25 protein-coding genes, 1 other RNA gene and 1 pseudogene are annotated in these 22,876 nt (G+C 58.4%); 8 read left to right on the forward strand and 19 right to left on the reverse strand.

Annotation, left to right across the window (positions count from 1 at the left end; genetic code table 11):
- Positions 1 to 39 precede the first annotated feature (39 nt).
- The 6 genes from BN874_RS00865 to iscB form a co-directional block, all read right to left on the reverse strand.
- Positions 40 to 255, reverse strand: coding sequence for an FAD-dependent oxidoreductase (locus tag BN874_RS00865; protein ID WP_034430244.1), 216 nt, complete (start codon positions 253 to 255; stop codon positions 40 to 42).
- Entirely contained in the window at positions 252 to 1,661 is a 1,410-nt protein-coding gene (gene pbfA, locus BN874_RS00870) for a (R)-1-hydroxy-2-aminoethylphosphonate ammonia-lyase (RefSeq protein WP_230314290.1), read from the reverse strand. Before pbfA ends, BN874_RS00865 begins: the two co-directional genes overlap by 4 nt.
- Entirely contained in the window at positions 1,658 to 2,488 is an 831-nt protein-coding gene (phnX, locus tag BN874_RS00875) for a phosphonoacetaldehyde hydrolase (RefSeq protein WP_034430245.1), read from the reverse strand. Before phnX ends, pbfA begins: the two co-directional genes overlap by 4 nt.
- Before the next feature lie 46 nt (positions 2,489 to 2,534).
- Positions 2,535 to 3,656: a 2-aminoethylphosphonate--pyruvate transaminase gene (locus BN874_RS00880; RefSeq protein WP_051497269.1), complete on the reverse strand. Its 1,122-nt coding sequence runs from the start codon at positions 3,654 to 3,656 to the stop codon at positions 2,535 to 2,537.
- Between the two features lie 190 nt (positions 3,657 to 3,846).
- Positions 3,847 to 4,551: a glutamine amidotransferase gene (locus BN874_RS00885; RefSeq protein WP_034430247.1), complete on the reverse strand. Its 705-nt coding sequence runs from the start codon at positions 4,549 to 4,551 to the stop codon at positions 3,847 to 3,849.
- Positions 4,548 to 5,948: an RNA-guided endonuclease IscB gene (gene iscB, locus BN874_RS00890; protein WP_034430248.1), complete on the reverse strand. Its 1,401-nt coding sequence runs from the start codon at positions 5,946 to 5,948 to the stop codon at positions 4,548 to 4,550. The genes BN874_RS00885 and iscB overlap by 4 nt, the downstream gene beginning before the upstream one ends.
- Before the next feature lie 859 nt (positions 5,949 to 6,807).
- Here iscB and BN874_RS00895 point away from each other — a divergent pair.
- Positions 6,808 to 7,482 (forward strand): PEP-CTERM sorting domain-containing protein, encoded by a 675-nt coding sequence (locus tag BN874_RS00895; RefSeq protein WP_034430250.1) that lies wholly within the window; start codon positions 6,808 to 6,810, stop codon positions 7,480 to 7,482.
- A gap of 125 nt (positions 7,483 to 7,607) precedes the next feature.
- Here the strand turns inward: BN874_RS00895 and BN874_RS00900 are convergent, their stop codons facing one another.
- The 5 genes from BN874_RS00900 to rluD form a co-directional block, all read right to left on the reverse strand.
- Positions 7,608 to 7,934 carry a type II toxin-antitoxin system PemK/MazF family toxin gene (locus BN874_RS00900; protein ID WP_034430252.1) on the reverse strand — a complete coding sequence of 109 codons (327 nt, stop codon included), beginning with the start codon at positions 7,932 to 7,934 and terminating at the stop codon, positions 7,608 to 7,610.
- Positions 7,931 to 8,137 (reverse strand): antitoxin MazE family protein, encoded by a 207-nt coding sequence (locus BN874_RS00905; RefSeq protein ID WP_034430278.1) that lies wholly within the window; start codon positions 8,135 to 8,137, stop codon positions 7,931 to 7,933. Before BN874_RS00905 ends, BN874_RS00900 begins: the two co-directional genes overlap by 4 nt.
- A 91-nt stretch (positions 8,138 to 8,228) precedes the next feature.
- Entirely contained in the window at positions 8,229 to 8,441 is a 213-nt protein-coding gene (locus BN874_RS00910) for a hypothetical protein (protein WP_034430253.1), read from the reverse strand.
- A 28-nt stretch (positions 8,442 to 8,469) separates the two neighbouring features.
- On the reverse strand, positions 8,470 to 9,216 hold the full coding sequence (gene pgeF, locus BN874_RS00915) for a peptidoglycan editing factor PgeF (RefSeq protein ID WP_034430280.1): 747 nt from the start codon (positions 9,214 to 9,216) through the stop codon (positions 8,470 to 8,472).
- The gene (rluD, locus tag BN874_RS00920) at positions 9,209 to 10,171 is read right to left on the reverse strand and encodes a 23S rRNA pseudouridine(1911/1915/1917) synthase RluD (protein ID WP_034430281.1); all 963 of its coding nucleotides are present in this window, start codon (positions 10,169 to 10,171) and stop codon (positions 9,209 to 9,211) included. Before rluD ends, pgeF begins: the two co-directional genes overlap by 8 nt.
- 83 nt (positions 10,172 to 10,254) lie before the next feature.
- Here rluD and BN874_RS00925 point away from each other — a divergent pair, with 83 nt between their 5' ends.
- Positions 10,255 to 11,046, forward strand: a complete 792-nt coding sequence (locus tag BN874_RS00925) for an outer membrane protein assembly factor BamD (RefSeq protein WP_051497273.1) — start codon at positions 10,255 to 10,257, stop codon at positions 11,044 to 11,046.
- Between the two features lie 58 nt (positions 11,047 to 11,104).
- Entirely contained in the window at positions 11,105 to 11,626 is a 522-nt protein-coding gene (locus BN874_RS00930; RefSeq protein ID WP_034430255.1) for a nitroreductase family protein, read from the forward strand.
- Between the two features lie 252 nt (positions 11,627 to 11,878).
- Here BN874_RS00930 and lptG read toward each other — a convergent pair whose 3' ends face one another.
- Both lptG and lptF read right to left on the reverse strand, forming a co-directional pair.
- Entirely contained in the window at positions 11,879 to 12,946 is a 1,068-nt protein-coding gene (gene lptG / locus BN874_RS00935) for an LPS export ABC transporter permease LptG (RefSeq protein WP_034430256.1), read from the reverse strand.
- Positions 12,943 to 14,055: an LPS export ABC transporter permease LptF gene (lptF, locus tag BN874_RS00940; protein ID WP_051497270.1), complete on the reverse strand. Its 1,113-nt coding sequence runs from the start codon at positions 14,053 to 14,055 to the stop codon at positions 12,943 to 12,945. The genes lptG and lptF overlap by 4 nt, the downstream gene beginning before the upstream one ends.
- Positions 14,056 to 14,185: 130 nt before the next feature.
- Between lptF and BN874_RS00945 the strand changes: the two genes are divergently transcribed.
- On the forward strand, positions 14,186 to 15,709 hold the full coding sequence (locus BN874_RS00945; protein ID WP_034430259.1) for a leucyl aminopeptidase: 1,524 nt from the start codon (positions 14,186 to 14,188) through the stop codon (positions 15,707 to 15,709).
- Complete coding sequence (locus BN874_RS00950; protein ID WP_034430260.1) at positions 15,696 to 16,127, forward strand: DNA polymerase III subunit chi; 432 nt, start codon at positions 15,696 to 15,698, stop codon at positions 16,125 to 16,127. Before BN874_RS00945 ends, BN874_RS00950 begins: the two co-directional genes overlap by 14 nt.
- 410 nt (positions 16,128 to 16,537) lie before the next feature.
- On the opposite strand, the gene BN874_RS25275 is transcribed toward BN874_RS00950, so the two are convergent.
- The 4 genes and pseudogenes from BN874_RS25275 to fur form a co-directional block, all read right to left on the reverse strand.
- Positions 16,538 to 16,753, reverse strand: coding sequence for a hypothetical protein (locus tag BN874_RS25275; protein ID WP_034430263.1), 216 nt, complete (start codon positions 16,751 to 16,753; stop codon positions 16,538 to 16,540).
- Positions 16,754 to 16,805: 52 nt separating this feature from the next.
- Positions 16,806 to 16,877, reverse strand: a pseudogene (locus BN874_RS26125) (hypothetical protein); the annotation flags it as partial.
- A gap of 33 nt (positions 16,878 to 16,910) precedes the next feature.
- A complete protein-coding gene (mutS, locus tag BN874_RS00960) occupies positions 16,911 to 19,505 on the reverse strand; it encodes a DNA mismatch repair protein MutS (protein WP_034430265.1) in 2,595 nt (864 codons plus the stop codon).
- Positions 19,506 to 19,939: 434 nt separating this feature from the next.
- Positions 19,940 to 20,410, reverse strand: coding sequence for a ferric iron uptake transcriptional regulator (gene fur / locus BN874_RS00965; RefSeq protein ID WP_034430267.1), 471 nt, complete (start codon positions 20,408 to 20,410; stop codon positions 19,940 to 19,942).
- A 91-nt stretch (positions 20,411 to 20,501) separates the two neighbouring features.
- On the opposite strand from fur, the gene BN874_RS00970 reads away from it, so the two are divergent.
- Complete coding sequence (locus BN874_RS00970) at positions 20,502 to 20,831, forward strand: outer membrane protein assembly factor BamE (protein WP_051497271.1); 330 nt, start codon at positions 20,502 to 20,504, stop codon at positions 20,829 to 20,831.
- Here BN874_RS00970 and BN874_RS00975 read toward each other — a convergent pair.
- A complete protein-coding gene (locus BN874_RS00975; protein WP_034430270.1) occupies positions 20,828 to 21,166 on the reverse strand; it encodes an RnfH family protein in 339 nt (112 codons plus the stop codon). The genes BN874_RS00970 and BN874_RS00975 overlap by 4 nt on opposite strands.
- Positions 21,153 to 21,590 carry a type II toxin-antitoxin system RatA family toxin gene (locus BN874_RS00980; protein WP_034430271.1) on the reverse strand — a complete coding sequence of 146 codons (438 nt, stop codon included), beginning with the start codon at positions 21,588 to 21,590 and terminating at the stop codon, positions 21,153 to 21,155. Before BN874_RS00980 ends, BN874_RS00975 begins: the two co-directional genes overlap by 14 nt.
- A 135-nt stretch (positions 21,591 to 21,725) precedes the next feature.
- Here BN874_RS00980 and smpB point away from each other — a divergent pair, with 135 nt between their 5' ends.
- The gene (gene smpB / locus BN874_RS00985) at positions 21,726 to 22,193 is read left to right on the forward strand and encodes an SsrA-binding protein SmpB (protein WP_034430285.1); all 468 of its coding nucleotides are present in this window, start codon (positions 21,726 to 21,728) and stop codon (positions 22,191 to 22,193) included.
- 48 nt (positions 22,194 to 22,241) lie between these two features.
- Positions 22,242 to 22,610: a transfer-messenger RNA gene (ssrA, locus tag BN874_RS23145) on the forward strand.
- The last annotated feature ends 266 nt before the right edge of the window (positions 22,611 to 22,876 follow it).

Here is a 22,876-nt window from a genome sequence, read left to right on the forward strand (position 1 = left end):
GCATCTCAAAAATTTAATAATAAAATTATATCATAAATTTTAGTTTCTGATAATGTCTAATGCCGGCTTGCTCCGCGCCTGGGTCAGCAACGCGGCAGCGCGACTGGTGGCGGCCCCGGCGAACAGATTGCGCTCCAGCACCACGACCTTGCCCTGGCTGAGCCGGGCGTAGTGCCAAGCGATGCTCAGGCCCAGAATGCCGCCGCCAATGATGATCAAATCTGCTTGGGCGACGGAGGTAGAAGGCTCGCTCATGGCTGAAGCAACTCGTATTCGGTTTCGGCGATGCAGATTTCCAGAAGGTCCAAAGCCGCGCTGAGTTCTGTTTCGCCAATGATCAGCGGCGGTGACAGGGTGAGAATGTTGCCCAGCGTGATCTTGAAGCTCAGGCCCCGCGCCAGCGCCCGGTACAGCACAGTCTCAGCGGCGGCATTAGCCGGTGTTTTCGCGTCCCGGACGCTGACCAATTCGACGCCCAGCAACAAACCGCGTCCGCGCACGTCGCCGATCAAGGGATGCCGTGCTTTCATCTCCTGCAAGCGATGCAGGGCGTACTCGCCTTGCCGCTGCGCATTTTCGACCAGGCCCTGGTCGGCAATGATGTCCAGCGTGGTCAAGGCGGCGCGGCAGGTCACCGGGTTCTTCTCGTGGGTGTAGTGGCCGAAAGCATAGGCAGCGGCCACATCCAGTTCAGCGCGGCACAACATTGCGGCAATAGGCAATACCCCGCCGCCCAGCGCCTTGCCCAGCACCAGAATGTCCGGGACAACGCCCTCGTGTTCGCAGGCGAATAGCCGCCCGGTTTTGCCCAGGCCGGTGGGAATCTCGTCGAAAATCAGCAAGGCACCGTGATCGTTGCAGGCTTCGCGCACCGCTTGCCAGAAACCGGGTGGCGGTACATAGGGCGCTGCCCGCATCGGTTCGGCGATCACGGCAGCGACATCGCCTTCTTTTTCCAGCACATAGCGCACCATATTGGCGCAGGCCATGCGGCACAGTTCCAGGCGCGGCTTGCCATCAGCGTCGGCGGGATAGCCGTAAGGACAGCGATAGCAAGCAAAGGGCGCGACATGCTCGGTGCCGACCAGCAGCGGCCCGATGGGGCCGGAACGGAACAGCGCCTCGCCGCCGATGCTGGCCGCGCCGAAGCCCGCGCCATGAAAAGCATCCCAGAATGACAGGGTTTTGAAGCGGCCGGTGGCGGCGCGGGCGATTTTAAGGGCGATTTCCACCGCGTCGGAACCGCCGGTGGCGAACAGCACTTTGTCCAGACCGGGCGGGCTGATCTCGACCAGACGGCGGGCCAGATCAACGGCAGGTTCACAAGTGAAACGGCGCGGCACAAAGGGCAGCTCATCAAGTTGCTGCTTAAGCGCCGCAATCAGGCGCGGATGACCGTAGCCGAGGTGATGAACGCTGTTACCGTGAAAATCCAGATAGCGCCGACCGGAGCTGTCCTCGATCCAGCAGCCGTCGGCGCGGTGAATCGCCGCCAGACAGGGCGTAGAAACCGACTGATGCAAAAAGTAGCGGGCGTCCTCGGCCAGTAATTGGCGACCAGCATCGTCCAGATGGTGCGCCTGCCACGCCGCCCGCTGCGAACTGGCATTGATCTCGCTTTCGCCGGGCGGCGGGGCAGTCAGCGCGGGTGGGCGGTTCACGGCCGCTCGCCACGTGCCAGCCGAACTTCAATCGCGTCGAGACAGCACGGCAGCGTGGCAATGGAATCAATGACATAATGCGCCCCGCTGGCCAACAGTCGGCTATAAGCCCGTTCCCGCCGTCGCTGCTGCTCCGCAAACGGCAGTGCTTCCCAGCCGGCCAGCGGCAAGCCAATCTCGTTACCGCTGATAGCAACGCCCACCGTCCACATCCCGGCATTCAGCCCTTCTTCGATGCCGGGCACGGTATCGTCCACCTTGACGCAAGCCTGCACCGTTTCCACCCCTAGCTCGATAGCGTTTTTGAGGCTCATGTACGGATAGGGCCGGCCACGCGGCACTTCGGTGGCACACACTGCGCTGTCCGGGATATAGCCCTGGTCGGCGGCGGCGTGCATCAGCGGCTCGGCCATCTCACGGCTGTAGCCGGTGTTGGCACCAATGCGGATGCCGCGTTCACGCAGGGCGGCCACCGTCTCGCGGCAGCCAGGAATCAGTTGTGCGCAGTCGCGGATCGCGGCGATTTGCAACGGCACGAAAGCCTCATATAACCGGTCTATATTGGCCTCGTCTGGTTCTGTGCCATAGCGTTCGTTCCAGCAGGCGGCGATAGTAGGCAACTGACAGAGCTGGCGGATGTGTTCGCGCTTTTCGGTGCCCATCGGCCCACGCACTTCGGCGACGCTGATCGCGATGCCCTGCTCAGCGAACAGTTGCACAAAGGCCATGGCTGGAGCCAGCGAGCCGAAATCCACCGTGGTGCCGGCCCAATCCAGAATCACCGCCTGAACCGGGCCGCGATAGCTGCGTTGATAATGAAAGTGCATCGAAAAAGTCCTCGGCAGCGAGTTTCAGAATTCCGGTTTGTACAAATCAGCGGGGCGAACCATCCGGGATGCCCATTTCATCCAGCACAGCGCGAATCGCGGTCAGCACCCCGCGCATCTGCTCCTCGAATAACTGGCCGATGCAGCCAATGCGGAAGCTATCTACTTCGGTCAGTTTGCCGGGATAAATGATGAAACCGCGTTGCTTGATCAGTCGGTAGAATAGGTTGAAGTCGAAATGGAGATGGCCGGGCGCGTGGAAGGTCACGATGATCGGCGATAACCAGCGGTCGGCCAGCAGGGTATGAAAGCCCATCGCCCGCATTCCCTCGACCAGCACTTCCTTATTGCGGGCGTAGCGGGCCAGCCGACCGGCCACGCCGCCTTCGGCTTCATGTTGTTCGAGAGCGCTGGCGAAAGCGGCCACGACATGGGTCGGCGGGGTAAACCGCCACTGGCCGCTGCGTTCCATAGCAGTCCATTGGTCGTACAAATCCAGACTCAGAGAATGAGAGTTGCCCTGGCACTGTTCCAGCGCGTCGCGGCGCAGCAGGGCAAAACCAAAACCGGGTACGCCTTCAAAGCATTTGTTGGCCGAAGCCACCAAGCCATCGAACGGCAGTTCGCGGGCGTCTATCGGCAACGCGCCAAAGGCGCTCATAGCATCTACCAACAGCCGTCGTCCTTGACGCTGGGTGATTTCAGCAATCGCTTCCAGCGGATTGAGAATCCCCGATGAAGTCTCGCAATGCACCACTGCGACATGGGTAATGCCGGGATCGGCGTCCAGCATCGCTTCCACTTGATCCGGCAGCGGCGGCAGGTAGTCGCCCATGTCCAGCGGCATAAAATTGCGGCCCAGATACTCCAGGATGCGAGCCATGCGCTGGCCGTAAGCGCCGTTCATCAATACCAGCGCCTTGCCGTCACGCGGCAGCAAGGTTGCCAGCGCCGCCTCCACCGCATAAGTGCCACTGCCCTGCAACGGGACGCAGACGTGGCTTGCTTCAGCATGGGCGACCGTCAGCAGGCGGCGACAGATCGCGGCGGTGAGTTGATTGAAATCACTGTCCCAGGAACCCCAGTCGCGCAACATGGCGGACTTGGTAGCCAGCGAGGTGGTCAATGGGCCAGGGGTCAGCAGGTAAGGTTCGCGGAGTTGGTGCATGGCGGGCAGGGGGCTTAATAGTGATCTTGAGCTTGAAGTCAGGATCATGCCCGCCATTGATGATGGTTTGATGAAAACAGCGGATTGCAGGCTGTCTTTCAGCCTGTGGGGTTGGCGAAATTATTCCACCCACCCGTTTTTGGCAGTTTTATTGTTGCTGAAACAAACCCTTGCCGGGCGTTATACCGGTTTACAGTCCAACGTGATTCAGCCAAGCCGCAAAGCATTGCCGCCCTTTTACTTCCGCGTTAGGGGCATGACGGGCGGTCGTAGCGCGCAGCATCGGTACACTCAGACCGGGGGTGGCAGCGATTTCGCCGGCATGGCCGATAAACCAGCGCTCCAGACCCCGTGCGGTGGTTTCAATGTGAAATTGCAGCGCCAGCGCACCCCGTCCCCACGCAAACGCCTGATGCGGATACAAGTCGCTGGAAGCCAGCAGGGTCGCGCCGGCGGGCAGGTCGAAGGTATCACCGTGCCAATGCAGTACCGACGTCGGGTCAGCGAATGCCGCCAATGGATGATGCCGGCCTGCTTCAGTCAGCGTCAGCGGTTTCCAGCCGATTTCCTTCTGCCCGCCTGGATAGACTCGTGCCCCTAACGCCTGGGCGATCATTTGGCAACCCAAACAAATGCCGAGGGTTGGTCGGCCAGCTTCCAGCCGCGTTCGCAACAACCGCAACTCATCATGGATAAACGGATACGCCGCATCCTCGTAGACGCCGATGGGTCCGCCCAATACCACCAGCAGATCATCCGCCAGTGGGTTCAGCACGGTCAGGTCGTCGTAACCTGCCTCAGCGTAGCGGATGGCGTAACCCCGCTCGGCCAGCACCGGAGCAAAACTGTCGAGGTCTTCAAATGCGACGTGACGGACAGCGAGAACGGTTTTCATCTGGATTTTCCGCGAGAGACTCCGCCCTTCAGGGCGGGGAGGGATAGCGGGTCGCCCGCAAGGGCGACTTCTTTGGGGTTAAGTTGTTGCGAATAGCCATAACCATCCGCACGTTGAGTGACTTTGCAGTAGCGATGGCTAATTCCTTGAATCAGGCCAGTTGCGGTCTGAATGTTGAAGCTGCCTGAAGCGCGAACGGCCACACGCCCCCTATAGGAACCGATTTTCTTGCCTGTTGGGACTTCGGCTTTAACCATGTCTCCGGTCTGAAAACCTTTAATCCGCTTTTGCCGAGTCAGATAGCCGCGTGGGAATCCAAACGCATTCAATCGAGTCCGCTGATAACTGCCGCGTCCCGTAGCCTTAATCGCTAACGCGGGTTTATCCCAATGGTGGATGGCCTCCATAATTCCCACACAGGCCGCGTCCAGCGCATGATCTTTGGGAATCCCTAACGTAGATCGATTGAATTTCGTGCGTCCTCCTGAACCAGTGAGGATGGGTAATCCAGTAGCCTTGAGCGCATTGAATAGCGCCCATCTCGTCGAATTGACCGCCGACGCATCCTTTAATGGACGTTTGACTTGTGCCTTAATTTTCGCCAATCGCTTTGGGGCTTTCGCCAAAAATATCTCAATCGCTTGTGCGCCCTTTTTCTGATTGCAGGGTTGACACGCCAGAGTTAAGTTGGAAACGCGGTGACTTCCGCCATTGGCTTTCGGCTGGATATGCTCCACCTGCAACGGAATATTCTTGGTGCCGCAATAGGCGCACTCCCTATTCCATTTCTCTAGTAGATACTCTTTGGTTTCAAAGCCATGTAGAGTGCCTTGCTGATATTCAACCCCGCTAATTTCGGGATTCTCCATTTGTTGGAGATCAAATCGCACCAATTCCTGAGCAATACCCGTAATAGGCGCGAGCCGTTGAAAGCGTTGAACCCACGCGCTAACGGTATCCACCCGATGCTGTAGACTCGGCGCAAGCCATCCTTTCGGCTTGGTGCGATTTAAGAAACGGGGCGCACGATACCGAAGGTTTCCACGTCGCCGTCGCCGCATTTGCCGCCGCGCTGTTAATGACTCGCTAATCTGTTTACCGCGATGTTGAAGCTCAAACAGGGTTAAGACGTAGACGGTGGTCTTAATTTCGCCCGTTTCTTCGTCTATCGTTTCCGATTCGCGCACCACGGCTATCCCGGTCGCTTTGCTGCCCGGATCAAGTTTAAGGGTGACGGGTTGTAAAACACTGTCGTTGACCGTTCTATCCACCAGTCGAATTGAAAACGGCATCAGCCGATGGACGCGGGCGCGACCTTTCTCTAACAGCTTCCTCGCCCGTTTCTCGCTACACGGCATGAGCGGCTTTTTGTGTCGATCCAAAACAAAAACGGCCACATTTCTTCTCCAAAATTCAAATGTGCTTACGCACCTGGTGACAGAACATTGCTGTTCGCTCCCCTCGCCCATGTTGCAACGCAGCTTTGGCTTTCCGCCATGCAGCAGACCGTTTCGTGCTTACCCTGTCGTTTGTCTGCATCTGCCGCTTCGAGAGGCCGGAGTTGAGGAAGCGCCCCGGCGTCGGTCGGGTACTTCGTTGCAACGGAGCCGGTTGGTTACGGCTTGGGCTGGTCAACCCAGACTTGCAGTTTTAGCCACCACAAGCCTCACCCTTTAGGGCGGGGTAGTTGACCAGTGGATTTATTCCTGGGATCGTCAGAAGGTCAACCGGCAGCCCGTTGGGTTTTTCGGGAGGATGCCTAGCACTGTAAAATTTCCTGACACGCTATCCACGGGTAAAGAACGGGTTGCAAAGGATTTTTGCCGTATTTTAGTGCATAAATAAAGAAAATATAGAAGGTTAAGTTTTTGGCGATGGCATCCATCCAAAAATATCGCATCGTGGCACCGTCCGCCCCCAAGCACTGTAAAATTTCCTGACACCACGGTAGACAGCGGGTTGCGGGAGCTTGCGCTTCCAGTTTCGTCGCATAAAGGATTAAATAATACAAAAACTGTGTGCTTTCATGCCAACACTAAGCCGACACTAAACCCGATAAAATGCGTCTAAATGATGACATTTAAGCCGCGCTCATCAGATTTGTCAGAAAATTTTACACTGACCTCCCATTTTTTTCGGGCCAAAAAATCGTAACTAATTGATATATATATATATATGATTGGCATAACGTTTGCTCACTCTCGACGCAGCACAATTTCGTGCGAACCATCAAGAAAGAATTGGGAGTAGATGCAAATGAACGTGAACAATGGCATGGCGTCCAAAAATATGATGCAGGCAATCAAAGTAGGGCTGGCGGGTGTAGCGATGCTGATTGCATCGGCGGCTCAAGCCTCCTCCATCGCCTATACATCCCCGGATTTCAAGAATATTTACACTTCACCGACTGGATCGGGGTGGTGCACGAGCTGCAGTGGCTTGTACGAGGTCTCGGATGAATTTACCCTCGCTTCGGCCGCTACCTTGACGGGGGTCGATTTCGGCATCCGGGATTGGTATGGTTCTAATCACAACATCGAAGTGAATGTCTGGGACACCAGCCTTACAACCAATCTTTTCTCCCAGACTTCCCTCTTCGGCAGTTACTCGACGGTCAATACTGGACAGGGTGTCGACATTATTTCCCTGGCACTTTCTGGCCCGACGCTTGCCGCCGGAAGCTATCGGATGAGTTGGTATGACCCTGTCAATATGGCGCTCGCGGACTATACCGGGTCGAGCACAACACTACAGCAGAGCACCCCTAGGATTAGTGGCACTGCTTCTACATTTTCTAGAAATCAGGGTGCGGCATTCCAGATCTATGCCGCCGATACAGTTTCTTCAGTCCCCGAACCCGGCTCGCTCGCCCTGCTCGGCTTGGGCATGACCGGCTTGGCCTTCATCCGGCGGCGGAAAGCGGCTCGCTAAGCAACGCGCACCCCAGAACGCAGAAAGCCCGCACGATGCGGGCTTTTTTGTTTTGGCTCGCTCACTCCAAACCAGTCAGCGTTCCAGCCTACCTCGAACCCTCTAGCCGCATGGCTTCCGGGGGTTCAGCTCGCGATACCCAAGAACACCGCCAGACACCGCCCGATCTCCAGCATCACCTCATCGCTGGCCACGCCGAGTGGCTCGCCCAGCTTGTCTCGCTTCACGGTCATAGCCTTGTCCACCATGATTTGCGAGGGCTGTTTTAAGCGGTTGGCTTCATCGGGCTGCACCGTGATCCGAAACAGCGGCGCATCGATCAACAGGCTCGACACCAACAAAACCGTCACGGTCGCATGGGCGTCAAACTTATCGGCCTGGATCACCAAAGCGGGACGTGGCTTGCCAAAATCGCCTTGCAGCGCAACGGTCACGAAATCGCCTCGCCTCATGGCGTCCAGCTGTCCACATCCGTCAAAATCTCCTCCATCGCGGCCAGCAATTCCGTATCCGCCAAATCGGATTGAGCGGCTCGCTGGGATTGGCGGCGGCATTCCTCATCAAAACCGGGTCGGCGGGTGTCCGGCACCCAAATTTGCACCGGGCGCAACCCGGCCCGGCGCAGCGCGTCACGGCGCTTTTGAACTCGTTCCATAACAAGACCTCTTTTAAGATTCACCTTGCGCAATAGCGCCTTATCAGTGCGTTGCCAGTCCAGATATTCATTCCAAGCCGCTTCGTGGAATTTAATCTTCATCCGGCAACAACTCCCGCTCTACGATATTGCGCCCGTGTTTTATATCCTCAATTCGGCGTAACAGAATGCTGCCGTTCGGCTCCCGCAACAGAAAGGTAGTTTCATCCTCTGGCGCATAGCGCAACAGAGCCTCATATTCAGCGATAGGCAGAATAACGGATACCCGCTCACCCGCTGGATTGACGATGTACTGCATGCTCATCGTTGTCGCTCCTGTAAATATTTCCAGTTTAATCCAGCCCAATTAGCGTCGCCATGCGTCCGGTTCGATGCTCCCGGCGATAGGAAAAAAACCGCGCCGGATCGTTGAAAGTGCAAAATTCCCCGCCATACACCGCTGCAACGCCTAACCTGCGCAATTGCCGCCGCGCCAACTCATAAATATCCGCCAGCCAACGCCCGGCAGGCGACGGGCGAAAACAAGCGGCGTTACCGGCATCCAGCGCCAGAAAGGCGACGCGCACTTCATCCCCGACTTCAAACGCCTCCGGGCCAATCGCCGGTCCCAGCCAAGCCAACAATTCTGTCGGCGGAACCTGCATCGCTGCCACGGTCGCGGCAATAACTCCGCCCGCCAAGCCGCGCCAGCCGGCATGAGCGGCAGCCACCACCGTTCCGGCGCGATCACACAGCAGCACCGGCAGACAATCGGCGGTCATCACCACACAGGCCCGACCCGATGCGCGAGTCCAAGCGGCGTCAGCGGCGACTGGTGCAGCCACCGTCTCGGCAGCCACCGCCACGCTGCCGTGAACCTGCTCCAGCCAGGCCGGATCGGCGGATAAACCGACCGCTGCCGCCAGTCGCCGCCGATTCTCAGCGACATGGATCGGATCATCGCTGACATGTCCGGCCAAATTGAGGTTGTCATAAGGCGGCGGACTCACTCCGCCCCGCCGGGTGGTACTTACCGCCCGCACTCGCGCCGGAGCCGGCCAGTTGGGGAAAATCAGATGATCGGTTAAAAGTTCAGCCATCCCGGCGATCCGCATCTTCGGCTAATACCGCCAATAATTCCGCCAGATCGGCGGGCAGTTCCGCGTGCCATTCCAGGCGTTCACCGCTCACCGGATGAGTCAGAGCCAACCGTTCCGCGTGCAGCGCCTGGCGGCGAAAGCCCTGAATGGTTTCGATGCAGCGCGGCGTTGCGCCCGGCGGCAACCGTGGACGCCCGCCGTAGACCGGATCGCCCAGCAGCGGCAAGCGGATATGCGCCATGTGCACCCGGATTTGATGCGTGCGGCCGGTTTCCAGCTTGACCCGCAGCAGGGTATGGGTGCAAAAGCGGCGCAACACCCGGTAATGAGTCAGCGCCGGTTTACCGCCCGCAGTCACCGCCATCCGTTGCCGATCCACCGGATGGCGACCCACCGGGGCATTTACCGTGCCGCCCGCTACCAGCATCCCGTTGACCACCGCCAGATATTCCCGCTCGATGCGCCGCGCCTGCAACTGCTCAACCAGCACGGTATGCGCTCGCAGACTGCGCGCCACCACCAGCAACCCGCTGGTGTCCTTGTCCAGCCGATGCACCAGCCCGGCGCGGGGCAACGTCGCCAGTTTCGGGAAGTGATGCAGCAGCGCATTCACCAATGTGCCGTCGCGGTTGCCAGCGGCGGGATGCGCCACCAGTCCGACCGGTTTGTTAATCACCAGCAGATCAGCATCCTGATAACAGAGATCCAGCGGAAGATTCTGGGCCACGGCGGTCGTCTCCGCTTCCCGCCCCCATTCCCCGCTGACCATCTCACCGCCAACCACCGGATCGCGGGGGCGGCGGATGCCACCATCCACCCGCAGTTGACCCGCTTTGAGCCACTGTTGCAGGCGGTTGCGGGAATAGTCGGGCAACAATGCCGCCAGCGCCTGATCAAGCCGCATTCCGGCGCAGGTTGCGGGAATTTGGCAATCAATCCGTTCGGTTGAAGGCATGATGGTTTTTGATGGTTCGGGCGTTATACTGGTTTTCATAACTCATTTTACCCCCTGATAAGCACCGTTCCATGCCGTTATCCATGAACCGCACCTTAAAACTGTTCCTCGCCGGCCCGCTGGCTGCTGCGCTGCTGGCCGGCTGTTCCCTGCTCCCGGAAAAGATTGACGAAACCAAGGGTTGGTCGGTCCAGCGCTTGTACAGCGAAGCCAAGGACTCCATGAACGATGGCAACTACCAGACGGCTCTCGGCTATCTCGACAAGATTCAGGCTCGCTACCCGTTTGGCCGTTATGCCCAGCAGGCCCAGCTCGACACCATCTATGTACAATTTAAGGATGGTGAGCCGGACGCGGCCATTGCCGCTGCTGACCGCTTCATCAAAGCCAACCCGCGTCATCCTTATGTGGATTACGCCTATTACATGAAGGGGATGGCGAACTTCGAGCGCAGCAACACCCTGATCGAGCGGCTGGTACCCAGTGACCGCGCTAAAACCGATACCGCGACCGCTCGGCAGGCCTATAACGATTTCACTGAACTGGCGCGGAAATTCCCCAATAGCCCTTACGCCGAAGACGCCCGCCAGCGGCTCCTGTTCCTGCACAACAGTCTCGCCGCTTACGAGGTGAACGTCGCCAACTACTATCTACAGCGGGGCGCTTACGTCGCGGCGGCCGACCGCGCCGCGCATGTGCTGGCGAATTATGCGCGCACCCCGGCCACCGAGAATGCGCTGGGCATCTTGACCCAAGCCTATATCAAAATGGGTATGCCAAAGCTGGCTGCCGACAGCCTGCGAGTATTGGAGCGCAACTATCCGCAATCACCGGAACTGCCGAAGCTGAATGCGCTGATCAATAGCGCCGGCTGAATGACAACCGGATTGGATCAATTTCTGCCATTGGATTCATCGCCGCGAGGGCCAGGTCATGTGGGATTTTTTTGAAACCGTCCGTCACCGTCATTCCATCCGTAAATACCAGCCGGATATGCTGGTCGAACTCGAAAAGCTGCACGCCATTCTGGAAATGGCGTGCGCCGCGCCGTCAGCGGGTGATTTGCAGTCCTACCGGGTGATTGTGGTGCGCGATCCGATTGAACGTCAGTCCTTGGTCCATGTCGCCCACGAGCAGACATTTATTGCCGAAGCACCGATTTGCCTGGTGTTCTGCGCTGATCCAGCCCGCTCGGAAACCGCCTTCGGCGAGCGCGGGGCCACGCTGTACGCCTTACAGGACGCCACTATTGCTGCCGCCTATGCCCAACTAGCTATCGTCGCCGCCGGCATGGGTTCGACCTGGGTCGGTTATTTTGAAGAGGATCAGGTACGCAAGGTATTAGGTCTGGAACCGGGGCTGATCCCAATTGCCATGATCAGCGTGGGCTATCCAGCGGAACTGCCGGAACCCAGTTCGCGCCGCCGACTGCATGAAGTCGTCGTATGGCGATGAGCATGGCGGGCGTTCACCGCGTCCCTGAATAAGGCATGGCTGGAAGCGCGAGCTGCGCCAAGCGGCGTTTGATGCGTTGCATTGAACCATGCTGTCAGAAAATTTCCTCCTGTAAATTTTCCTGTGATCGGAATTGTGGGGCAGGCAGGTAAAATGAACATCACCTATTGAGAGCAATGGGTTGGATTCAGTCAACGCCCTAACCTGACGCTACCAACCCTCGCCATCACCGGAAAATTTACAGGAGGCCAGTCAGCGCAAACGGCGCAGTGCATATCCTCCCGCGCCCAGAAACAGCAGGGTTGGCAATCCCGCTCCGACCAGCGGCGGCAGACCGTACAGCAGCACCACATTGCCGAGCAGATAGTTGAACAGGAAAAACAGCAGTCCCAGCAACAATCCGATCACTATGCGCTGGCCGGCGCCAGACGAGCGGCTAGGGCCAAACACGAACGGCATGGCAACCACCAGCATCGCCATATACGCCAGCGGCGCCAGCAGCTTGCGCCAGAGCGCCAAGCGGTAATTTTGCGCGTCCAGCCCGTTGCCTTCCAGATAAGTCACATAAATCCTCAGATCACGGATCGACAGTTCGTCGGGATTAGCCGCCAGTACATCCAGAATTTGCGGGCTGATGGCCGAGACGACTGATAATTGAGCCAGGTGTTCGGTCTGAACCTCATCGCCGTTCAGACTGCTGCGATTGACCTCCTCCAGCAGCCAGTGTCCTTCGACGTAACGCGCCCCCTGTGCTGCGGTGAGGGTTTCAAGCTGGGCACTGCCGGGATTGATTTTGAAGATGTGAATATCTACCAGGCGAACCCCCGGTAGCACCGCCCGGACATGGATAAAATAATCGCCGTCCCGCGCCCAGAATCCACGCCCCCCACGAATCGCCAGATTCTCGGTCTTGGCCACGGCCCGCTGTTCACGGGCGGCTTGTTCCAACGGCGGAGCGACGAACTCGCCGATGGCCAAAACGACCAGACTCAGCAACAAGCCCGCTTGCAAAGCGGAACCGGTCAGTCGCATCAAGGACAGACCCGCAGCGCGCATCGCGATCAATTCGCTGCCGCTGGCCAGCGCACCCATACCGAGCAAGCCACCTACCAGCAGCGCCATGGGAAACATCTCATACAAGCGCTGCGGCTGGATCAGCAGCAAATAGCGCATGACCGCCACGAAGTCATAGTGACCCTTGCCGACGTCTTCCAGTTCTACCAGCAGACTCAGGAACAATTCCAGCAGCAGCAACACCAGCAGGGCAACTGCCGTTGCGGTAGCAACAGTGCGAAAGAGGTAGCGATCCAGAATTTTCATGCGGTGCGAATCCGAGCGACGGCGCGCTGGAAGAGCCACCGGAGACTGCGAACATCGAAGGAGTCGTGCAGCAACAGGCCCAGGCTGAATAACAGGAACAGCCCATGAACCCACCACAGGCCGAGCGTCGCACCGACCACGCCATGACTCAACCAGGACTCGCCTACCCCCACCAGATTGAAATTAACTGCGTAGATCAGGACAGCCGCAACCGTCCGACCGTAACGACCCTCGCGTGGTTGGGCACGGGCCAGCAACGGTGCCCACAGCGCGATCACCAGAATCTGAATCGGATTATTGATCCGCATCTGTAATTCAGCGATGTGGCTCGGATCGCTCGAATTCAGCAGTTGGCGGGTAGGCAGCGTTTCCCGGTGCCGCCAAGTTTGAGCTGGCGGCGCGGCGTCGACTCGCACCGTAGCCCGTTCAAAGCGGAGCATGTCGTAATCGCCTTGGCCGGGTGTGCCCCGGTAACGATAACCGTGATCCAGCACAATGTTGCGGACACCCTCCTCGCTGGTTTCCTGTCGACCCTGGGCGCCGGTGGTAATGCTGAGGGAACCGTCCGGCTCGCGACTCTGGATAAAGACGCTACGCAATTCACGCTCATCCAAGGTGCCGATGTAGACCACATGCCGCCCATTTAGCACTTCCCGGAACGTACCCGGTACGAACATCGACACTTCTGCCTCCTTGCGCGCCTTGGCCAGCACGTCGAACTGCAACTCCATGATCACTGGGATCACCACAAACGACAGCCCGGCGGTTAGTAAAGAGAGCAGGGTCGCCAGCAGGAACACTGCCCGATACATCGACAGGGGACCATAGCCACAGGCCGCCAGCACGATCATTTCGTGATCACGGTACAGACGCCCCAAGGTCAGCATGATGCTTAACAAGAATGCCAGCGGAATCAACACCACCAAGAGGTAAACCGTCTGCAAACCCAGCAGCAGAAAAATGGCATCGCGGGCCAGCAGGCCGCTGGCTACCTTGCTGAGGTAACTCGCGAGGCGATGGCTGAGTACGATGGCCAGTAGCACCAATAGTGTTGCCAGCACCGTCAGGCCGATCTCGCGGACTAGATAACGATCAATGATAGAAGGCATGCCCGATGACGCTCCTCGGCGCAAACTGTGAGGTGATGCGATTTCCGGCTACACTCATCGGAATTTCCTGGTTCCCCAGCATCAGCATGGGAACCAGGAACACCTCATTGAAACCGGGAGTAGCCCACTGATGGAATTCGTGGTCAAGAGCGGCAATCCAGAAAAACAGCGCACCGCCTGCTTGGTGCTGGGCGTTTACGAATCTCGGCGGCTGGCGCCGGCCACCGAGCAGTTCGATGCGGTCTACAACAGCGCGCTCAGCAATTTACTGCGCCGGGGCGACCTGGACGGCAAGATCGGTCAATCGTTGCTGCTCTTTAACCTGGCCGACACCCTCTGCGAGCGGGTATTGCTGATCGGCTGCGGCAAGGAACGCGACCTCGATGATCGCCGCTTCCGTCAGATTGCAAGTCATGCCGCGACCGCTCTGAATGAGACGGGCGCCACCGAAGCGGTGGTCTATCTCACCGATCTCGCAGTCAGGGGCCGCGAAACCGACTGGAAGATCCGCCAGATCGTCGAAGCGGTCGAGACCGCGCGGTATCGTTGCGACGCACTCAAGAGCAAGAAGGATACGCCGCGCCGACTATTGCGCAAAATTATACTCAGCGTACCCCGGCGACGGGAACTACCGGAGGGTGAACAGGCGGTGCGCGAGGGGATCGCTATCGCCGCCGGAGTCAAGCTGACCAAGGATCTGGGCAACCTGCCGCCCAACCTGTGTACACCGACCTATCTGGCTGAACAGGCTCAGGCGCTGGCCGGGGAATTTCCGACGTTGCGGGTCGAGGTGCTGGAAGAGGCGGATATGGAGCGTCTGGGGATGGGGGCGTTGCTGGCGGTGAGCCGGGGTAGCGCTCAACCGGGCAAGCTAATCCGGCTGGACTATCGCCATGGGTTAGCCACGCGGAAACCCTATGTACTGGTCGGCAAAGGGGTGACCTTCGACACCGGCGGGATTTCGCTCAAGCCCGGTGAGGGCATGGATGAGATGAAATACGACATGTGCGGGGCGGCCAGTGTGTTGGGGACATTGCGGGCCTGCGCGGAGCTGCAACTGCCGCTGAATGTGATCGGGCTGATTCCGGCGGTGGAAAATATGCCGGGCGGACGCGCCAGCCGGCCCGGCGACATCGTGACCAGCCTGTCCGGCCAAACCATTGAAATTCTCAACACCGACGCCGAGGGCCGGCTAATCCTGTGCGATACCCTGACTTATGCCGAGCGTGACGAACCGGCAGCGGTGGTGGACATTGCCACCTTGACCGGAGCCTGCATCATTGCACTGGGCCGGCATCCGCACGGCCTGTTCAGCAACCATCCGCCACTGGCGCACGCGCTACAAACCGCTGGAAACGCCGCCTGTGACCGGGTGTGGGAACTGCCGCTATGGGAGGACTATCAGGAGCAGTTGGATAGCAATTTCGCCGATATGGCCAACATTGGCGGCAAGGAAGGCGGTGCGATCACCGCCGCCTGTTTCCTGTCGCGCTTCGCCAAGAAATTTCACTGGGCACATCTGGATATTGCCGGCACCGCCTGGAAAACCGGCAAGGCGAAGGGCGCTACTGGGCGGCCAGTACCGTTGTTGACCCAGTATCTGCTGGATCGGGTGGCCGAGACCGAGCGGGAGGATGGGCGTGCCGCGCATTGATTTCTATGTGCTGCCCGACCATCAGGAGAAAGGTCGGTCTTTGTTGGCCTGCCGGCTGGCCGACAAGGCGTATAGCCTCGGCCATACGGTGTATCTGTTTGCATCGTCCGGCGCACGGGTGGAGCTGCTGGACGATCTGCTGTGGACCTTTCGCCAGGACAGTTTCGTGCCGCATGAGCGTTATCCGCTGACAGGATCAGAGGGTTCGCCGGTGCTAATCGGTACTGCCCCGCCGGCGGAAGTAGCCGCACGAGTGCTGATCAACTGCACCGATACCTTGCCCGAAGGCTTTGAGCGCTTCGAGCGGGTAGTGGAACTGGTGGATCAGCATCCCGAGGTGCTGGCGCAGTCGCGTGAGCGGTTCAAACAGTATCGGGAGCGGGGGTTTACGCCGGAGACGCATAGGTTATCAGGGTGAATTCGTGTCCATCGGTAAAGCGGATTAGGCGCTTATGGGTGAGCCATCAATCCTGTTTTACCGATAATCCAGACAATCAACGGCCAAAACGGATTCACCAAGCATTCCGAAACGCTGCCGCTGTGGAATGAGTGCAATCGTGCGCTCGTTGCGCATCACTCCACCTGCGCAACGGGTTCAAGCATGGACTGATCGGTGAGCAAAAAGTCGATGACCTTCTCCAAATTCTTCCTCCTGTAAATTTTCCTGTGATCGGAACTGTGCGGCAGGCAGGTAAAATGAATATCACTTATTTGGATCAATAGGTTAGATGCAGTCAACGCCTTAGCCTGACGCTGCTAACCCTCGCCATCACAGGAAAATTTACAGGACCGGTTTGTTTCAAATCTACATCCGCCAGGTTCAACATCTTACGAATCTCCTCGCGACTCAGTTTCGGAAGCCGGTACACCAAACAAGGTTTCCACTAAATCCACCAGATCTGCCCATGCCACCGTTCCTCGCTGGTCAGGCGTCGCCGGTTGCACCTGCGCCTGTGCTTGCGTCACCGCCTGCGCCGGTTCGCCGATCAGCAGTTGCAGCCACTGTAACCCCAAACTGGACGAAACCGGTTGGCGAAAGTCCATCCAGACGAAATGCGGTTTGCTTAATTTCCTCCGAACGAAATCGATAACCCGCTATGTCCGGCGTCGGCCACCCCGCCAGTTCAAACACCAGTTCCGGCAAGCGCTGGAATAGCCGGTAAAACACGCCGTCCGTTTTCAGCTTGAATATCCTCTGTCATTAGCCGATGAGCGCCTTTAACCGTCGCAGTTCGGCCAGCGCCTGTTGTAGCGTCAGCGCATCAAGGTTGAGTTCCGCCAGCGCGGCAACTGCCGGATGCGTGGTTTCCCCGAACAGCGATAATTGCGGCGTGGCCGGCCCCGACCGCGCTGGCAATTCCCGCCGCAACATCTGCCGCTCCAGTAAGCGCAACCGCTGGCGAGCCTGTTGAATCACCACCGGCGGTACTCCGGCCAGCGCCGCCACCTGCAAGCCATAACTGCGATCCGCCGGCCCGTCCTGCACCCGGTGCATGAAAACAATGGAGTCGCCGTGTTCCACCGCATCAAAATGAACGTTGGCGATGCCGGGCTGCTCGTCCGGTAGTCGGGTCAGCTCGAAGTAATGAGTGGCGAATAGAGTGAAAGCGCGCGCCTCGCCGGCTAGATGCGCTGCGCAGGCCCAAGCCAGCGCCAAGCCGTCAAAAGTGCTGGTGCCGCGCCCGATTTCGTCAATCAGTACCAGACTGTACGGGGTGGCGTTGTGCAGGATATTGGCGGCTTCGCTCATCTCTACCATGAAGGTCGAACGGCCAGACGCCAGATCATCGGACGCGCCGATGCGGGTAAAAATGCGATCAATCGGGCCGATGATGGCCCGTTCGGCTGGGACGAAACTGCCCAAGTGAGCTAGCAGCACGATCAGCGCAGTCTGGCGCATGAAGGTGCTTTTGCCACCCAGATTTGGGCCGGTGACGATCAGCATCCGCCGCTGTTCCGGTTCGAGGTGAAGATCATTGGGCACGAACGGTTCATCCAACACCTGTTCCACCACCGGATGGCGGCCCGCTGTGATCACAATGCCCGGTGTATTTATCAGTTCCGGCGGATTCCAGCGCAAAGCGGCGGCGCGCTCAGCCAGATTGCTTAATACATCCAGTTCCGCCAGCACGGCGGCGCTGGCCTGAAGCGCGGGCAGGCGGGCGATTAACTGGTCAAGCAACCCGTCGTACAGCCGTTTTTCCCGCGCCAATGCCTGTTCCTGAGCGCGCAGCGCCTTATGCTCGAATTCCTGCAATTCCGGGATGATGTAGCGTTCCGCGCCTTTGAGGGTCTGGCGACGGAGATAATCGGCAGGCGCGGCTTGCGATTGGGCGCGGCTGATTTCGATGTAATAGCCATGCACCCGGTTGAAACCCACTTTGAGATTGGCGATGCCGGTGCGCTGGCGTTCCCGCGTTTCCAGTTCTACCAGATATTGATCAGCGTGTTCGCTCAGATTCCGTAATTCGTCCAGCTCTACATCGTAGCCAGCGGCGATCACCCCGCCATCGCGCAAAGTCTGCGGCGGGTTGGCAATGATCGCCCGATTGAGCAAATCGCAAACTTCGGGATGGGTTGCGGCGCGGCGAGCGAGGTCTTGCAGCAGCAGGGCGTCCAGCACGCTTAGAAACTGTTGGATGCCGGGTAATCGGGCCAGCGCATCGGCCAGGGCGATCAAATCACGCGGGCGGGCCGATTTCAGCGCCACCCGCGCCAGAATCCGTTCCACGTCGCCAGTCCCGCGCAACAGCCCGCGCAGATAGTCATAGCCGCCGTTGTCCAGCAATTGCCGCAGGCTGTCCTGACGCTGGCCGAGGATGACACGGTCGCGCAAAGGCCGATGAGTCCAGCGCCGCAGCAATCGCCCACCCATCGGGGTTACGCAGCGGTCGAGAATGCCGATCAGAGTATGTTCATGTCGCCCGCTCAGGCTGTGTTCCAATTCCAGATTGCGCCGGCTGGCGGCGTCCAGGATCACGCTGTCATCGTGGCGCTCGACCCGGATGTGGGTCAGATGCGGCAGGGCGCTGCGCTGAGTGTCCTTGACGTATTGCAGTAGGCACCCAGCGGCGGCAACCGCTACCGGCTGATCAGCGCAACCGAAGCCGTCCAGATTGCGCACCGCAAATTGAGTACCCAGGGCGCGTTTGGCGCTGTCGGGGTCGAAATGCCACGGTGCTTGCCGACGCAGACCGGGATGCTGCCGCCAGGAACCGGGCGGGTTGAACTCTTCGCTGATCAGCAGTTCCGCCGGTTTCAACCGTTCCAGTTCGTTGAGCAGCGCCGCTTCGCCCTGCACCTGCATGACGGTGAACCGGCCACCGCTCAAATCCAGAAAGGCCAGCCCGTAGCTATTTTTGACGTGGTGCAGCGCGACCAGCAGGTTATCGCGGCGTTCGTCCAGCAGCGCCTCGTCGGTCAGAGTGCCGGGGGTGACGATGCGCACCACTTGCCGCTCTACCGGCCCCTTGCTGGTCGCCGGATCGCCCAGTTGCTCGCAGATCGCCACCGACAGACCGAGTTTCACCAATTTGGCGAGGTAATTTTCGAGGGCGTGGAACGGAACACCCGCCATAGGAATGGGAGCGCCCGCTGATTGGCCGCGTGTGGTCAGGGTGATATTGAGCAGTTCGGCGGCGTGGCAGGCGTCGTCGTAGAACATTTCGTAGAAATCGCCCATCCGGTAGAACAGTAGAATATCGGGATGCTCGGCCTTGAGCCGCAGATATTGCTGCATCATCGGGGTGTGCTGAGACAGATCGGGGACGGGTTCGGTAGGTGCTTGTTTTTTCATGGCAATCATCGGATGGGGCGCAGCGGGTCGCCAAGCGCCATGATTTTTGGTTCTTCGACACTTTCTGTGGAGTGGATCCATCAGAGCAGGTTGCAGCTCGCTGAGCAGGCTGAATGCCAAACTTATATTTTTTAAAATCAATTAGTTATTTATAAGCTGCCAATTATAATTCTCATTTTTGAGACAGTACACCCTGGTTTCCACAAGAACCCTCGAAGAACCAAAAAATTCAAGCGCAAACCGATCCCGATCATTAGATCTTTAGAGAACTCGCCCGCAGCGCCGTTTCCTAGTTCACGCACGGTTTACGGGGGTTCGAAAGGCGACCGCAGATGGATCTCCCCTTACCTCCCTTCTACCGAATCTGCCCCGTGATGAGGAACTGATAGGTGGTGAGATTTGGACGGTGACCACTTGGCCGACTGGAGTTGCGGTTAATTCTTCTCCGGTTCCGGCTTCGGATCATGCTCCTTGCCATTTTCGGCGAGCGATTGGGAGCAGTCGGCGCGGGTACAGTGACCGTATAAAATCAAGCGATGGTCCGTCAGTTCAAAACCAATCTGCCGGGCGACTTCCTGTTGCCGAAATTCGATAGCCTCATCGCAAAACTCCTCAATCCGCCCGCAGTCCACACACAGGATATGGTCATGGTGTTCACCCTGATTGATCTCAAAAACCGACTGACCGCTCTCGAAATGATGGCGCTTGACCAGCCCGGATGCTTCGAACTGGGTCAACACCCGGTACACGGTGGCCAGCCCGATATCTTCCCCGGATTCGATCAGTGCCCGATAAATCTCCTCAGCGCTGAAATGCGCACCGCGCTGGTGTTGCAGCATGTCGAGAATTTTCATGCGTGGCAACGTGACCTTCAGGCCGGCCTGCTTGATCTCTTTTGATCCCACGCGGAACTCTCTCCAGGATTGCAGCTTACCCATGGGTTGCCGTTGTACGTTATGATTTCACTCAGCTCAAGCAACCCGGACCTTGCCTTCCATGCCTTCCATGCTCCCACGCGCCGCCGGCGTCCTGCTGCTGATCGTCCTGACCACCGGCTGCGAATCGCTTTTGCCCAGCTTCTACTCGATTCCGGTCCGTCAGGGCAATTACCTTGACCAGGCGATGGTCAGTCAATTGCGCCCCGGCATGACCCGGCAACAGGTACAGCGGATCATGGGTACGCCGCTGGTCGCTGATCCGTTTCACCAGAACCGCTGGGATTATTACTACCAATACGGGAAGGGTGGCAAAATTACCGAGCAACGCCACATTACCCTGTTTTTCAGCGGCGACACCTTGGACCGGATTGAGGGAACGGTGGATTAGCCGTCGTTCGGCTCCAGATCGCCGCCGCCCTTGCGCATCTGCTTACCCTCGGCGGCGCGTTTCTTGCGCACCGCTTTGGGATCCGCCAGCAGAGGCCGGTAAATTTCCACCCGGTCGCCCGCCCGTACTGTGGCCGACAGCTTGCTCAATTTTCCGAACACCCCGACCTTGGCCGTCTTGAGGTCAAGGTTCGGGAACCGCTCCTGGATGCGCGACTGGAGGATGACCTGTTCCATGGTGGCGCCCGTTTCTACTTCGACCGGGATGATGACTTGTTCATCGGGCCGGGCATACGCCACCTCAACCCGGATCAGGGCGGGATTATCGCTTGCCATACAGATCCACCGCCCGTTTGCAGAAAGCGTCCACCAGTGAGTTGGCGATCTGCTTGAACACCGGCTCGACCGCCATCCGCAGCAATTGATTGGAGAACTCAAATTCCATGTCCAGCGAGACCTTGGACGCATCGGCTCGCAGTGGCTCGAAGCGCCAGTAGCCTTCCAGGCGTTTGAACGGGCCTTCCAGCAATCGAAGGTCAATCATTTTGTGCTTTTGCATCCGGTTGCTGGTGGTAAAAGTTTTATGCACCCCACCCTTGGCCAGCTCGATAGTCGCCCGCAACTCATCTTCAGTGCGGTTGCAGGTGTAAGCTGAGCGACACCAGGGCAAAAATTGCGGATAGGCTTCGATGTCGTTGACCAGAGCATACATGTCGGCCGCAGAATACAGGACCAGGGCGCTTTTTTTTATGGTCGCCACGACTTGAGCTCCGTTGCGGCATGATGGGAAATTTCGTTATTGGACTATCGCCGCGCAAGTTTGGTTGAATCCGCGTTTATCCTCAAGCAGCGCACGCTGGGTCACACCCGCCAGCGCGGCTATATCGAGCAGCTTATGAGCAAAAAACCAACCAGCAACACTCAGATCGCCGGCAACAAGAAGGCGTATCACGAATATTTCGTCGAGGAACACTACGAAGCCGGTCTGGCTCTGCAAGGGTGGGAGGTCAAAAGCCTGCGGGCGGGCCGCGCCCATCTCAAGGAAAGCTATGTGCTGCTGCGCAGTGGCGAGGCGTTTCTGTTCGGCTGCCATATTTCGCCGCTCACCACTGCGTCCACCCATGTCATCGCCGATCCGATTCGCACTCGCAAGTTGCTGTTGCACAAGGAGCAGATCGGCCAACTGGTCGGCGCGGTCGAGCGCAAGGGCTATGCGTTGATCCCGCTGGCGCTGTACTGGAAGCGTAACCGGGTCAAGCTGGACATCGGCCTGGCGCGGGGCAAGAAGGAGTACGACAAGCGGGCGACCGAGAAGGATCGCGACTGGGATCGCGACAAGCAGCGGTTGATGCGCGAGCGCTAAGGCGTATGAACTTTCGCGCAGCGGCGCTATCATACCCTTTCACCTACAGGGGGCGATCCGGATTTCGACGTGGATTACAAAACCTGAGGCGCATGCCGAGGATGCAGCTTGCCTCGTTAAACATGCTGCAATTCATAGTTGCCAACGACGACAGCTACGCTCTAGCCGCCTAAAAACCGGCTAGCCCCTGACCGAAACTTGCTTGTGAGGTTCGGAGCCTTCCGGGGCGCTCAGGGGTCGACTAACGCAAGCTCGCGCCAACCCTGTCCGGGGGAGCGGTGTTAAAACCTTACCGGAACCGCCGTTCACCGCCCTGCCGGTCGGGTTGTGAAAGGTTAAATCAAAGACCTGGCTAAGCATGTAGGGCCGAGGGCAGAGGATTTGCGGACGGGGGTTCGATTCCCCCCGCCTCCACCAAATTGAAGATTTACCCGGTTTCAACCCGGCTCATTAACCCGCTTGGCGCAAGGTCAAGCGGGTTTTTTGTTGTTGCATTGCGGGCGTAAGCGATACCGTCAAATATTATTTCTCAATATTAAAGCAATACTTCGGACAGTTTTGGTGATCACCATCAACGGGTTAGCCTTCATAGGCTGAATTAAATCGAAGTGAGGGGTTGACCAGAGTGGGATAAAATAACTCGTTGATTTTGCTTGACCTATGAGGGATGCTTGAAGCTCTGA

It is taken from the genome of Candidatus Contendobacter odensis Run_B_J11 (assembly GCF_000531125.1).
GTDB lineage: Bacteria > Pseudomonadota > Gammaproteobacteria > Competibacterales > Competibacteraceae > Contendibacter > Contendibacter odensensis.

What these genes read in the sequence shown, in the direction of transcription:
- BN874_RS00865 (WP_034430244.1), bottom strand. Translation starts at nt 255, where the DNA reads ATGAGCGAGCCTTCTACCTCCGTCGCCCAAGCAGATTTGATCATCATT.
- phnX (WP_034430245.1), bottom strand. Translation starts at nt 2,488, where the DNA reads ATGCACTTTCATTATCAACGCAGCTATCGCGGCCCGGTTCAGGCGGTG.
- BN874_RS00880 (WP_051497269.1), bottom strand. Translation starts at nt 3,656, where the DNA reads ATGCACCAACTCCGCGAACCTTACCTGCTGACCCCTGGCCCATTGACC.
- BN874_RS00885 (WP_034430247.1), bottom strand. Translation starts at nt 4,551, where the DNA reads ATGAAAACCGTTCTCGCTGTCCGTCACGTCGCATTTGAAGACCTCGAC.
- BN874_RS00895 (WP_034430250.1), top strand. Translation starts at nt 6,808, where the DNA reads ATGAACGTGAACAATGGCATGGCGTCCAAAAATATGATGCAGGCAATC.
- BN874_RS00900 (WP_034430252.1), bottom strand. Translation starts at nt 7,934, where the DNA reads ATGAGGCGAGGCGATTTCGTGACCGTTGCGCTGCAAGGCGATTTTGGC.
- BN874_RS00905 (WP_034430278.1), bottom strand. Translation starts at nt 8,137, where the DNA reads ATGGAACGAGTTCAAAAGCGCCGTGACGCGCTGCGCCGGGCCGGGTTG.
- BN874_RS00910 (WP_034430253.1), bottom strand. Translation starts at nt 8,441, where the DNA reads ATGAGCATGCAGTACATCGTCAATCCAGCGGGTGAGCGGGTATCCGTT.
- pgeF (WP_034430280.1), bottom strand. Translation starts at nt 9,216, where the DNA reads ATGGCTGAACTTTTAACCGATCATCTGATTTTCCCCAACTGGCCGGCT.
- rluD (WP_034430281.1), bottom strand. Translation starts at nt 10,171, where the DNA reads ATGCCTTCAACCGAACGGATTGATTGCCAAATTCCCGCAACCTGCGCC.
- BN874_RS00925 (WP_051497273.1), top strand. Translation starts at nt 10,255, where the DNA reads ATGAACCGCACCTTAAAACTGTTCCTCGCCGGCCCGCTGGCTGCTGCG.
- BN874_RS00930 (WP_034430255.1), top strand. Translation starts at nt 11,105, where the DNA reads ATGTGGGATTTTTTTGAAACCGTCCGTCACCGTCATTCCATCCGTAAA.
- lptG (WP_034430256.1), bottom strand. Translation starts at nt 12,946, where the DNA reads ATGAAAATTCTGGATCGCTACCTCTTTCGCACTGTTGCTACCGCAACG.
- lptF (WP_051497270.1), bottom strand. Translation starts at nt 14,055, where the DNA reads ATGCCTTCTATCATTGATCGTTATCTAGTCCGCGAGATCGGCCTGACG.
- BN874_RS00945 (WP_034430259.1), top strand. Translation starts at nt 14,186, where the DNA reads ATGGAATTCGTGGTCAAGAGCGGCAATCCAGAAAAACAGCGCACCGCC.
- BN874_RS25275 (WP_034430263.1), bottom strand. Translation starts at nt 16,753, where the DNA reads ATGGACTTTCGCCAACCGGTTTCGTCCAGTTTGGGGTTACAGTGGCTG.
- mutS (WP_034430265.1), bottom strand. Translation starts at nt 19,505, where the DNA reads ATGAAAAAACAAGCACCTACCGAACCCGTCCCCGATCTGTCTCAGCAC.
- BN874_RS00970 (WP_051497271.1), top strand. Translation starts at nt 20,502, where the DNA reads ATGCCTTCCATGCTCCCACGCGCCGCCGGCGTCCTGCTGCTGATCGTC.
- BN874_RS00975 (WP_034430270.1), bottom strand. Translation starts at nt 21,166, where the DNA reads ATGGCAAGCGATAATCCCGCCCTGATCCGGGTTGAGGTGGCGTATGCC.
- smpB (WP_034430285.1), top strand. Translation starts at nt 21,726, where the DNA reads ATGAGCAAAAAACCAACCAGCAACACTCAGATCGCCGGCAACAAGAAG.